This window comes from Noviherbaspirillum phoenicis (genome assembly GCF_047237965.1).
Taxonomy (GTDB): Bacteria; Pseudomonadota; Gammaproteobacteria; order Burkholderiales; family Burkholderiaceae_D; genus Noviherbaspirillum_A.
In genome coordinates this window covers 3506311-3518925 of sequence record NZ_JBDFLX010000001.1, presented here as the reverse complement: position 1 = coordinate 3518925, position 12615 = coordinate 3506311, and the positions used below count along the sequence as shown (strand labels likewise).

Annotated in this window: 9 protein-coding genes; 5 read left to right on the top strand and 4 right to left on the bottom strand. The window is 46.9% G+C overall.

Going from position 1 to position 12615, the window contains the following annotated elements; genetic code table 11:
- Positions 1–695: 695 nt before the first annotated feature.
- From ABC383_RS15700 to ABC383_RS15690, 3 genes are all read left to right on the top strand, one after another.
- On the top strand, positions 696–896 hold the full coding sequence (locus ABC383_RS15700) for a hypothetical protein (RefSeq protein WP_413015020.1): 201 nt from the start codon (positions 696–698) through the stop codon (positions 894–896).
- A 395-nt stretch (positions 897–1291) separates the two neighbouring features.
- Entirely contained in the window at positions 1292–1888 is a 597-nt protein-coding gene (locus tag ABC383_RS15695) for an MltR family transcriptional regulator (RefSeq protein WP_413015019.1), read from the top strand.
- A 734-nt stretch (positions 1889–2622) separates the two neighbouring features.
- Positions 2623–3027, top strand: a complete 405-nt coding sequence (locus ABC383_RS15690; protein ID WP_413015018.1) for a hypothetical protein — start codon at positions 2623–2625, stop codon at positions 3025–3027.
- A gap of 926 nt (positions 3028–3953) precedes the next feature.
- Here ABC383_RS15690 and ABC383_RS15685 read toward each other — a convergent pair.
- Positions 3954–4844: a hypothetical protein gene (locus ABC383_RS15685; RefSeq protein WP_413015017.1), complete on the bottom strand. Its 891-nt coding sequence runs from the start codon at positions 4842–4844 to the stop codon at positions 3954–3956.
- Between the two features lie 88 nt (positions 4845–4932).
- Between ABC383_RS15685 and ABC383_RS15680 the strand changes: the two genes are divergently transcribed.
- Together ABC383_RS15680 and ABC383_RS15675 are read left to right on the top strand one after the other, a co-directional pair.
- Positions 4933–5181, top strand: coding sequence for a helix-turn-helix domain-containing protein (locus ABC383_RS15680; RefSeq protein WP_413015016.1), 249 nt, complete (start codon positions 4933–4935; stop codon positions 5179–5181).
- 203 nt (positions 5182–5384) lie between these two features.
- Positions 5385–7043, top strand: a complete 1659-nt coding sequence (locus ABC383_RS15675; RefSeq protein ID WP_413015015.1) for a TniQ family protein — start codon at positions 5385–5387, stop codon at positions 7041–7043.
- Positions 7044–7194: 151 nt separating this feature from the next.
- On the opposite strand, the gene ABC383_RS15670 is transcribed toward ABC383_RS15675, so the two are convergent.
- Genes ABC383_RS15670 through ABC383_RS15660 form a run of 3 tightly spaced genes read right to left on the bottom strand, consistent with a single transcriptional unit; the run spans position 7195 to position 12568 of the window.
- Positions 7195–9006 (bottom strand): TnsD family Tn7-like transposition protein, encoded by a 1812-nt coding sequence (locus ABC383_RS15670; protein ID WP_413015014.1) that lies wholly within the window; start codon positions 9004–9006, stop codon positions 7195–7197.
- 23 nt (positions 9007–9029) lie between these two features.
- A complete protein-coding gene (locus ABC383_RS15665) occupies positions 9030–10439 on the bottom strand; it encodes an ATP-binding protein (protein WP_413015013.1) in 1410 nt (469 codons plus the stop codon).
- Complete coding sequence (locus tag ABC383_RS15660; RefSeq protein WP_413015012.1) at positions 10436–12568, bottom strand: integrase catalytic domain-containing protein; 2133 nt, start codon at positions 12566–12568, stop codon at positions 10436–10438. The genes ABC383_RS15665 and ABC383_RS15660 overlap by 4 nt, the downstream gene beginning before the upstream one ends.
- Between the last annotated feature and the right edge of the window lie 47 nt (positions 12569–12615).

Sequence of the window (12615 nt, the reverse complement as noted above, 5' to 3'; positions counted from 1 at the left end):
TCTTCGTTCCAGCTACGACGACAGCCGGTCAAGAGCGATCATTGCGCAAGAAATTGGGCTACTTTTTCAGCATTCACTATATGAGAAAGGCGCGAACATGTTTTATCCTGCTTGCCCTATCGATGATCTTGTCTGGTTGTGGCCTGTGTGAAAACGAAACATCTCAAACAGTTCTCTCCCCTTCGGGCAAGCTCAAGGCGGTTATGTTTAACCGCAGTTGCGGGGCTACAACAGGGTTTAGCACCCAAGTTTCAGTTATTCCAGGGTCACAGTCACTCTCCGATGAGGGAGGCAATACCCTTCTCCCTGAGGAGACCCTTCCAGTAAAGGTTAAGTGGCTCAGCTACAGAAACTGAGTTACATACGGCTATACCCAAGAATAATGGGACATCTTCAGGTCGAACTGCGACATACTTGATCTGACACTTTTTGTTAGGTCAAGTTGAAGCGATTACTAATTGAAGTGCCTACTCCTTTACCATGAATTATTCGATTTTAGGTAATTACCATAAACCATGGTAATTGAGCAGCAGGCGGGTATCGTAGGGACGCAGCCCTCGGAAGTTTGTTATGACACTAGAAAAGTCCTGCTGATACCTTAGCAGCTATACACGACAGATCCGTCGAGCATTGATGACGGCATGATGGCGCGCGCAAGCGTATGATTTGTGTACCCAATCAATTTTGGAGCGATCATGTCAACAGACAAACGTCATAAGAAACCGAGTGGCGACAAACTGGTAGAGAAGCAACTTGTTTCTAACAAAAATACACTGGCTGAACGGTTTTCTGACCTTCCCTTCTTACCGGATTGCAACGACCGACCACACTACGAACCCCTTGCTGATACAGTAGATCACTTGCGTATTAGAGTTCTTCCCGGTGAGAAAGAGTAAGACTCATTTCATAAATAAGTAGTCAATGCTTTTTTCGGCAGGCAGAGGTTTCTGTCATGGCGCTAAGAGAAGAAGTGACTGAACAAAGCCCATTCTGAAGCAACCGATTCCAGCTACGGTTGGCTGCGGACGGACATCGCCGACCGCGACCACCCGCAAATGACTTCACGATGTTCCCCTATAGAGGCTACCGCAGGTACTCCGCCGCCCGCTCGTCCAGCTGATCCTTGATTTTCCGCCAGTTCGGCATGATTCACAATCACAACCTCTTGTGCTTGTGAAGTTCTGACCAATACTGCTGCTCACTGGAGCAGAACGATAATGGACCTCAGCCAACAAACCACTGCTGTGGATTGCCTGCAGCGATCTTTTAATTTAGACGTTAGACATTGATCATGACCACAACAGTTGAGCAATTTTTAGAAAAGCAACGCTCGGAGTTCATGGCGTTCAGGCAGACTCTGACCAAAGAGTCCGATCGGGGTTGCGCCTTGTTTGCAGCCGCATACCTTGATAAAGCACTTTCTGATCTTCTCTATCTTTCTCTTGTCGCGGACAAACGAATCGAGAAGGATCTGTTTGAGGGCACCGCACCGCTGTCTTCGTTTTCGGCCAGGATTAAACTCGCCTTTTATCTGGGCAAAATTTCAAAGGAGTGTCGCGCTGATCTAGACACAATTCGTGGAATTCGGAATGACTTCGCTCACCATGCAGAACCCATATCCTTCGAAGATCAGTCCATTGCGGACCGGTGCAGAAACCTTCAGTTCTCGTATCATGATCGTGCAAACAGGCCGAGAGGCCATTTCACCGCAGCTGTCAGCAGAATTCTGGCAATACTACAGGCGACAGGTTTGAAGTCCGAAGCTCCACCAACGAAGCCTGATGACCGTCCGACCGCAAAGGAAAAAGAGGCGGGTCGCTTACAGGCTGAACAGGCGGTTCAAGAACTGGCGAAAAAGCTTCAGGAAAAAAGTAACGGCGATGCTTAATCTATCATTCAAATGAACCGCTTCGGGCAGCAGGGAGCTGAAACGTATTTTTCTTAAAAAATAACCAAATGACGTTGAAAATTCTTAAAAGCGAGCGGGTACGCGCTGGCGACGTTCTCATATGCTTCTCGGACATGATGAGAACTGACGGAAAAGAAGATGAAACTGGGTACTCACACGTGGCAATATCCGTAGACGGGATGAGGTTTTGGAGGCGAATAGCGCTGGAGTCAGGATTACCAGCAGCCGACTCAGCCGGCTCAGGCTCTATACGGTCAAGATGTCACCGGCACGCAGCGCCCGCAGACAATTAGCCAGTTCCGGCTTGGCCAACGTCAACTTCCCGGATGCGTATTCTTTATATATTTCGCCGCCATCCATCTCGAAGCGGCAATCTAGCTAATTTTAAAACAAGCAATCGAGAACAGCCCTAGCATCTCATCATTCATTAGTCGACAACGAAAATACAACCCGGCGATCAAAAACGAAGCCCCGATTTGCCTTGGTTAGCCGCGACTTCATAGACGCTGTAGGGCAGCGCTTGTTCAATTGCGTCTTGTGGCCAGTCGTCTACCAGCACCAGCTCAACCTATTTCGTGCCATTTTTTTCCAGCATTTTTGAAATCGACAGTTCAATCTTTTTGTGTCGACATTGCTAAAGTAACCAACTGCAACCGACGTTATACAAATGCAAGTTTCTTCGGAAAAACTTTGGCCTAACTTAGGAGTAAAACATGGCGCGAGTAATAAACACTGACGAACTTTTCAAGCATTTCCTAAAGACCGACACCAATCAATGGGTGTTGGAGCTTGTGCCCTACCTCAAGCGGCTGGGCTTCTTCAAGATCGAGACAGATTCGCCGCAGTTGAGCTCGGTGGTTGTGTACGAGATTCTTATAACCGAATCAAGTTTCTCGAAGGGTGACCGCTTTTGTAACATCAGATTGTCTTGCTCGATAAAAGGTGAGGTAAATTATTCTGTTGCAAGCTTTACACGTCAGGTGGAAATTACCGGAGATCTGGCGAATATCGGAATGGCCCAGTGGACGAAATTGGACGACCCTCTGGTCAAAAAGGTCTATGAGATTGCCCAGTGCGCTCACCCTGTTACTATCCCGCATGGTGATAGATACCAGTAAGATTTTGGCTCTCTAGCCTGTATGCTTGACGCGCCAAACTGAAAACCACTACAAGAAAATAATAAGGGAGACAGGATGCTGTTTGGTCATCACGCATTTGACAAGACGATGGACGAACATTAACCCCGCTGGATAGGTGGATCAAGGTGCCACCCGCTCCGACTGCCGGACTTACAGCGCCTTTTCCAATGCATCCAGAACAAAGTCTGTCTGCCTTGATATGTTCACCTGGCAACCTGCTATGCGCCAGGGGAAGATGTCGGTCACAAAGGCGACGTATCCTTCTGCTAAGTCGAGACTTACGTAAAGATCTCTGATTTAGAGCTAATTCGGCAGCTGCGTCTTAAGCTGCCGATTTAGTCGGTAAAGTGGTAACGCTGTCGCTTTGTCGCCGATTGTGGTTTGAACTGACTTGACGCGCACAACGCCACGCGAGTCACATCGCTGCATGAGCCGTTTGACCGTACAGCGCGCTACACAGCTGCCTCTTCCCATCGCAGCTGTTATCAGACTGACCTTTTCAGCCATAGATCTGCATATTGGCATCCCATACGCTCTGGAGATGAGAATTCAAGGCTACATCACGCTGCTCGCGTACCTTTTTCAACGCGGATTGTGGCGCCCAGCGGCATAATGCCCAGTAAATGGCTCAAGAGGTCAAAAACCATAACTTGAAATTTGGTTTACCCTCGCTAATGACTATCCGTTGATGCTTTGAGCAAAAGCTTTCGGCCTCTTCTTTTTTCAAAAGAGCAGCTGGGCAATACGGGCTTCCGCGTATTTAATTGCCGCACATGGGAGCAATCTGCGGAACTCAGCTTTAGTATGGGGAAAACATTAAACCTCATTTCCAAAATCACGTCTCTGTTTTCCCCTTTAAAAAGTAGTTCATGGCTTACCAAATGATTGCAGGCACCATTAGTAGTTCACCGTCGGAATGCAGCAAGACCATCTTCCCACTCAGCGTCTTCTAATTTTGGGAAATTTTCAGTAGACTCTCTAGGACATATTTCAGTCAAAATTTCGCAAAAACTCAGTTCAGGGTTGTGTTCCCATATTTCACGAAGGGAATTTAATATCCTCGGGATCCGCGCGATGTTTGTACGGATTGTACCGGGCGTTGGCACTGCTTCAGCTACGCTAATTGAAGAAATTTTTTCTATTCGTTGGCTTAGAAATCGCTCAAGCAAATAACGCAGGTTCATTCTTGCCGAAAGTTCAAACAAGCGTTCCATATTAAGTTTTTTAAGGTCAAAATGGTTCACCTTTGGTAGGTCAGCATTGCGAGATTTTTCCAAGAAAAGCCAATCGAGTAGTGCCTTTTCGCAAGTAAAACATGGGTATGGTTTTGTCTTATCCATCACGTCTTCGCGATCTCCCAGTATCGGCGGAAAATAATCGGAGGGAAGAATATGGAACTCAAAAGTACTTTGCCCAAGATAAATAAATTCTTTGTCCCAGACTTTTAGATGGGTGGCTGGCAATACGGCAGTAAAGCTGTCTTGTCGATGATGTATTACGCCACCTTCATATAGCGCGGACTGCAGCGATAGAACAGCGTCTTTACGAATATGATTGGCTGCTTCAGCGGGAAGAGCCGGAGGATCACAGCGCTGATTAAGAAACAAGTCCGCAGAGATCTGACGAATTGCCGAAATCGCTACTAAATCGTTGATCACTGAAAGTATTGTGGGCTTAGCAATATTGGGCCGGTGAACTGTGATCATATTGATCAGTGCATCGCTACTCAAGACACGCGGTGCTGCAGATTCGCCTAAATCGGGGAGTACAGCGAAGCGCCAGTTGATTCGATTCATAGTGTGAATAGTGGACTACCAATACTGATTCGAGCATTGTAGATTATATTCCGTGGATTGCCAGTCACTTTTCGACCATCCTTGTTGGATGAAAAGAAAAAGTTTCTGCCAAGTAAAAGACCGATTGGCTGAAGACATCAAAACGGCACGCGCTAAAATCGGTCTATCCCAAGAGGCACTGGCGCATGCCGCTGAGGTTGATCGTACTTACGTTTCGCAGTTGGAGCGTGGCGTTGCAAACCCTTCGATACAGATTCTGCACCGCATCGCGGCTGCTCTTGGATCGGAATTGAGTATCTCACTTGTCAATATATCGAACGAACCCCGAGACCTCTGAAATACGCATGGACTGCAACTGCGCTCATCAGTAGTGGTTCGCTTATAAGCGGAACTGTTGAAACCTAGGGCAGTCATCCCAGTATCACTTGGTGTTGGTAACACCAAGTTAGAGGAATGGGCTGACATCTGGCGCGAATCCGATTGGCCAGCAATTTATGTGATCGGACTCAGTAAATCTTTCCCTCGGGAGATTAGTTAAAATTGCAAGCAAATATTGCTGTGCCGGCAATACCTTACTTCCCTATAGCATTTCCCGATGAACTCATGGGTAGCTGGCTTTCACGCTTTGTTATTCTCAACGCTGAACCGTCGTTCGCAAATTTTGCTCGTACACTTAGCCTGAATGTCAATGCAAAATCTTCGGTTGCCGACCCTTTGAACAGCGCACACTACGTGCGAGCATTAGCATCAATGCTAAGAATAGAACACGATTCATTTGTTAGCACCTTTACAACGAAAGCTTATTGGGATACGTTTCGGCCCGCATCAGTAGGGCTTGAACTGAATCGCCAGTTAAAACATAGTAAGCCGCGGCTCTCACCACCTATGTTGAGGGTTTGTCCTGCATGTATCGAGGCCGATTTACGAACTGTTGGTTTTCCTTATTTTCATCGCACGCATCAGCTTCGAAGCAGAGCCTGTCCCCATCACAAGCTGATGTTGCAGGACAGCTGCACATGTGGACGGCCATTATGCTCATCGAACGAGCCGACGCTTATGCCAATACAATGCGTATGTGGAAAAGAAGTGATCTCAAACATCAAGCGTGAAACCGCAAATAAAGGTTGGTACGCTCTTGCCAAATTTTCGCATAACGCGCTTTATGCTTTGCCTGGAGAACTTGAACTACTTTATTTATCACCTTATGCAGTCAGCCAAGCAGTAGCTGATAGGAAATTATCTATAGGCCAAAGTATTCGAAGTATTTTAATTGATTCATACGGGATAGAAGGGCTCGACTGGCTATGTCGGCGCCCCGGCGCTCAAGGAATTAAGTATGAATCGCGAGTACGAAAATTCTCCATTTCTCAGCTGGCACCGCATTTGGTGATAGCAATCCTTGCTGGCTGTGGAATAGACTTCGATGAAGCAAAAAACCTAGTTGCCGCTCAAAAATCCTTACCACCAACTGCAAGGCTGGTGCCACAGGGAGCTCGAGGTCCAAAGAGCTGCTTTCGGCCAACGAGCATTTCAGAGGCGCAACAGTTCGCTCAAGAATTTACAACCGATGGGCATGACCGAGGCGACTTAAAAGCGAAACGGCCGTTCGTCTACTGGATGCTTTATCTAAATGCAAGGCCATGGCTTTACGATTGGATGCATGAAGGAGGTCACCGCACCGTGAGCCGGTGGGATGAGCCGCCAAGTATTATGCAAGATCGAACGCTGATTTTAGGCAACGGCGCAAGACTAGCTAGGCAAGCGGCTCGCGCGCGGGCCTACACACGTGACCGGAAGTGGCTAAATTCGAAGGATTCGACACGCACTCAACAGCTGGATCGAGCAACCACGATTATAGAGTCTTTGGCTATCGCGAAAGCGAAACACCATGCGGAGGTTGGGCGGCCGAAAAAATGGACCGTATCGGAGGCAGCAAAGCGTTTAAGAATGCCAAATAAAACGCTCACTGCGTTTGCTCAACGCAACAAAGAAATCCGTGCCCTCGTGCCAGAGTTGCCTCAAGAATTTTTATTCAGAGTGATTAACTGGACAATAGCAGAATGCATCCAAAAAGGCCTTGATTTAACACCTCTAAGCGTGTTGAAAAAAGGGGGACTTCTAATTAACCCAACGACTATGAAATTTTGTACATCAGTTATAGAAAATCGGTCAAAGGACTATGCTTCCATAGCAAAATAACCTATTTGCCGTGTCAAAAAATTTGGAAGTTATTTAATGCTGTCTTGCATAAATCATGCATGATGGATATGGCAAGAAAGTTAAAACCTGGAATATTACAACTACGCCTTAACAACTGGTTCCATGTACAGATTGCTCTAGCTTTCAATATTCAATTCTTAACACCCTTGTCTCTTTTTCGGAGTCGGGATACCCGTTGAATGCGCCATTCTGCAGGCGCTTCATCTCCTTGCACTAAAAGCTCATTGTGCGCGACAGTTCGCCTACGCTCATAGAAAGCTGCATCACTCTCGGCAAGCTCCGCTATCGCACGTGCGAGGGCTGGAAGTCGGTTAAGATTTCGGCATGCATTTGCTTCGAAACCTGTTGCACGCAATAGTGCAGTTACTGAGATTCGTTTTCCATCAAGTGAAGCGGAAAGATTTACTGCCTCTGCAGCAGCCGCATCCGCTAGTAATTGGTCCCGCTCCGGCCAATTTACTTTTGAATAAGAAGACAGTGCACCTTTTGGACGCTTAGGAGTATTTTCGGAAAGCCATTCTCGATCATGGCGATAAAGCCACGCATAAGCGCCGCCTGCAATAACCCTAAGTTGCTTTGTGCCCTTTTCCGGGCTTTTCCTTCTGGCATCAAGCCATTGTGACCGATGTAACAAGCACTCCGTTTGGCGGGTTTGCATTTGGCGAATTTTCTGCACATCCGGAAGCAAAGCGAGAATTCTATAAACTGAGGACAATGAAAATCCCGTTTGCGATGCGACTGTTTCTACAGGAATGCCTTCTCTTAACAACTTTTTTACTTCTTCCAACTTTAACTTATTAAATTTTTTTGGGCGTTCCGAAATCCGAACACCAATTTTTCGTCTCTGCATAACTACAGTATTAGTTGAGACATCAACCTTCTTTGCAATCTGCCGACACGAAAGTGTCTCATCAGTCAACAAGGAATTTAATAGTTCTACATCAATTTTTTTCTCATTACGAACCGCAGCAATTGGATCTATCGTCGGAGTTGGTACCATTAGATTTTCTGCGCATAAAAAAAACTTCCGAATATCTCCAAATAAAAACCCAATGAGAAGCAAATGACAGAGCGGATGTAAAGAGCGCTCTGGGCGACGACAGAGATCATATAACCATCGCATCGGCCATTGTTCTGTTGACATAAGGCGATGCTTACATTGGAAGCCACCAAATCCCTCATACTCTTGTTTAACAGCCTTAGCAAGCGCATCCCAGTCAGTTCGACCATTTCGAATAAACCCGTGTTTCGCTATCCCCCAAAAGTAGACTTGGCTTCGTGTTGTTGCGGAAAGTTGAGGCACTGTAATAGTCAAGGCCTCGTTTGACAATTTAGCAATTCGATGCAGGCTCCGGTTACCTATGTTGATTGAAGGGGCAGACAGATCTCGCGTTGGCACAACTAGCCGCTGTCGATGCGATTGTTGGCTCTGCAGAAAGTGTTGATAAAGTGCCTGGCCATGAATGGGACAAACCAATACATATGGCAATTGATGCACACGGTGCAGTATTGTGCAACCATTTTTCGCGATGCACTCGGAGTCACAATCTCTGCAGCTGCGTAGTGTTACTGATGCGCCAAAGCCATTTGCTACTAAGCCTAGCGAAAGCTTTAATCCGTTTCCATGATCGTTTCTCATAGTTTCAAAAAGACTTCTATAGCGCTGTGAATTGAGAAATAGACCGTAGTAAGGGAAAAGGGTAGCGGTTTTCGCCACGTCATCAACAGAGTCAAATGGTCCCCATGGTGCGGTGCATTCGACAAATTTTTGAAGGCGGCAGGGAAGATCCGCACTTGGTATCCCGGTATGCGAACCAAAAAGCCCAGCTAAGGTCCGTCGAGGATTGTTTTGCACATTGAGAAAGTGAAGCCTTGATATCCATGAAAACAAAAGCTCTTCATTGATATGCGTAGGCACATATGGAAAAGAGCTTGCATTCATAATTACCTCAAAGCCCGGCACTCTTACTCAATCAAAGGATCTTCGGTTGGTAGCGCAATTGTGGCCCCTTTAACAAGCCGCTTCTGTGACTCGCTCGAATTATTTTTACCTTTTCGACGCACTACTGCGGAAGTCTCTTGCAGCTCGGAAAACTCATCATTATTTTGACTAGGCGTCTCGCCACCATCGGACCAAGCAATTAGTTTTCGAAGCGAGGTACATCCTTCTTTGAATAGAAGGTCATCAAACTTCTTGAGCTCGCTCCCCTTGCCGCTTCGCAACGCTGCAATTGCGGGTTCGAGGATGGCCATGTCTATCTTAGATACGCGATCGAACGCTGCAGCGTCTATGACCTCGCGCCCCCCAATTTCATTTCGCTGTGCCAACATAAATGACAAGGCTGTAAAAGCGGGATTACCAGCGCCGCAATTGTGCCAGGCTTCCCGGATTTTGGTATTCAGGGCTACGGGTTTTTTTACGTATTGATACTCCCAATAAGTGTCACAGAATGCGTTAAATTCCGGGTCACCATACTTCATTTGAGCAAGGGTTGACTCTCCTCCAGAGTTAAGCTTGCGAAGGTTGCGAACATTTTCGTCAATAACAGAGCCCAAAGCCGGAGTACCGGCAACTACGAGAGTAACACCGGCTTTCTCAATAATTTCGCTAAATAGGTTAAGAACAAATACGGCGTTCTTGCCAATAGCAGCTTTCAGATTTTGAATTTCGTCAATAAAGATAACACCGACTGATACGGCTGTCGCCACTTGAGCAATTAGCATAACCATTCTTGCCACAATACGTACGGATTCGGCTTGTCGACGATAGTTTGTATTGCCCAAAATATGATCAACGACCTCGAAGAACTGTAGACATAAGCTTTTTAACGTCGCATCGTGTGACATCCGAATGTTGACCCATGGAATTTGGCGGCAAATTAGCGGCTTACCTTGATATTCCGTATGCTCAATGACGACTTGATATGGCAGCGAGAAAGCTGTAGCAAATGTTGTTTTTCCGCTCCCGCTAATACCGAGCAGGGTTTGTCCCTTGGCTGTGGAGACCCAATTACTAGGAAAGAGCACGTCTGATTGGTTTAGTGCGATTGCGTGTCGACGTTGAACGTCTTGAACCGAAAGTGGATTGCGTGCAACATACGATTCACGAATGTTCATCGTCAAATTGGTTCCCGCCCGCTTATACTCTGCAAACGGGTAAACGATTTCGTTAATACAACCGACTTCTGCTGATCGGACGAGTTCACTCTTCTTAAGGTCGGCTGTTGTTGGCACAGGCGGATAATTTTTGAGACGATCAAGGATTGCATCTTTAGAAGTTTCCAAAGGTGGAAGAGCTTCGATGAAAGGATTGCCATCAAACCGTCGAACACCAGTTGACCTGTAAGTGGCTGGGATGCTTATATACTTGGTCATTTCCGCGCCTTTTTTTGCCGTTCTACAATTGCGAGCCGCTCACGTTTCTCGATCTCTTCCCAACTCAGATCGGGTGCCATAGTTGTAGATGTCACCACTGCATTAGACAACGCTATTTGCTCAACGTTAGCCTTTCCTATAAGAGATTGCTTAAGCGCGGTTGATTCGGATTTACGGCGGGCAGCGATTATTTCTGCCCCGGAGTTGGCAACTTCAGTTGCTTGTAAGATTTTTTTTCTTTTAGGCTTACTGGTTCTCTTCTGCTCCTCGATGAACGCATCATTTCTCGTCTCCGCTACAAGGAGTCTGTAGGTTTCCCCTAGAAAATCTTCTTCTTCCTGCGTAATCTCCTGAAGCTCTTGTAAACCGGCGGCGTTCACGCGCCATAGGGGCCAATCATCATCGCCGTTTGGAGCATACAGTTCGACTGGATCTGAGCGGTCGACTTTGATAGATACTTCGCGACGCCTTGACGAAGATAGCCGTGCTTGCCGTTCAGCTGCGGCATTCATCGGAAGGTATTTGCGCCCTCGGTACATAATGCTGCCATTTGCGAGGGTAGCCTTGTCAGTGCTTAGAAGCAGTCGTTGGTAGTCAGCGTCCGTTAGCGGAGGACTGTCGATTCCCGTAATGTTTTTAAGGCCCCAAAGGTATGCATCGCGGGGCGTTGGTCTGATTCGTGCTCTTCTAAGAACACTCCGAACTTCGAGATTGCTATGCGGACTATTGTTATGAGCATCAACAATGTCAATCAAAGTCCAATATATTTCACGCAGGGAATAAACCGCAGCGGACTTTGCTGCTTTGAAATTACGTTTAGTTTTGGGGTCTAAAGGACGTTCTGCAAAAACGCCCTTGATCCCTCTTTGAGCCATCTTACGCTTTAACTCGCGATTTACACGCTCAATAATTCCTTTTCCGTCTGGACAGAGTGGCGGCAGTGTCTCTGCTTCGATGTGCAAGCCATCTACGGCTGCATCTAGCATAGCGCGAGAAAGCATTTCAGAGCCACGGTCTTGAACTAAGCGAGCACAAACTTTTCCCTGCGGCCAACGCTCCTCGTCAATATTTACGCCGAGATTTGTGAAGCGGCGCTTTCGTGATGTAAATGCAATCAGCAGTACGAAGCGGATCTCTTCCCAAGACGCTGGCCGAAGCGTGACGTAGACGCTGACAATGAATCGGCTCCATCTATCGATCATTAGATAAATGATTGGCGTACCAAGTACGACGCCCGGATTTTTACTATCAACAACGAAAATTCTGCCGCCTGTCGCATCAATCTCGTAGACTTCTCCTGGTCCAGTCGCTAGCAATGCTCCCTTTGCTATCTTTCGCTCATGTCCCGCAACATTTTTTATAACATCCCGGGATAGTCTTGCATTGCTGTTCGTAATGTCCCGATACTGTCTAAGTGTGACCGGCAAGGGACACTTCTTCGCCAAATAGTTTGCGTATATCTCTGGGTGCCTCTTGGAGAAATAGCTCTTGATATATTCTTTATGTGCTGCAATTTGTGTTACGCGGCCTTTATTAGCGAGCGTCTCCAAACAGTTGACCATATCAATAACGTCGTCACCATTTACAACAAAAGTGTTTGGCCCCAAGGTCTTCGATTCAATAGGTTGCCGGCCACGACGTTTAGGCTGGTATGAGCCTTCATCACGACCTTCTATACCGTTAGTTGCAGGTGGACGCTGAGGTCCAACCGGGCGTCCCGCCCGGAGCGGCATCAAAGCGTTCTTGTCACGGCCGAAATAGTAAAAACGAAGCAGCAGCCGTCGAAGTGAAATAGGGCTGAGATCCAGTTCCTCTGCTCTTTGATTGATCAGTGCACTGAATGCGGACCGAGCTAAATTACGTTCATCTTCAAATTTTTCTACAAGCGGTTTAATTGCTGAGAATGAACTTTCGACAGGATCCTCCTGTCCTGCAGTCACGGGATGACGGTCTAAAAATTCTTGGGGTAATCGTAAGCGGCCTATACGCCATTTACCAGAATCAAGATTCTGCCTTACCTTCAACAAGGGCCACGCGCGTGGACGGACGGCGTAACGTGCCATATCTGAAGTCGAAACAGGCATTAAGTAGATCGTATAAGTAAAAACGTGAGTAACACGCAGAAGCATAGGAGAGGCTTCCTGTGCTACTTCAATAACTAGTCCCACTTTAAGAG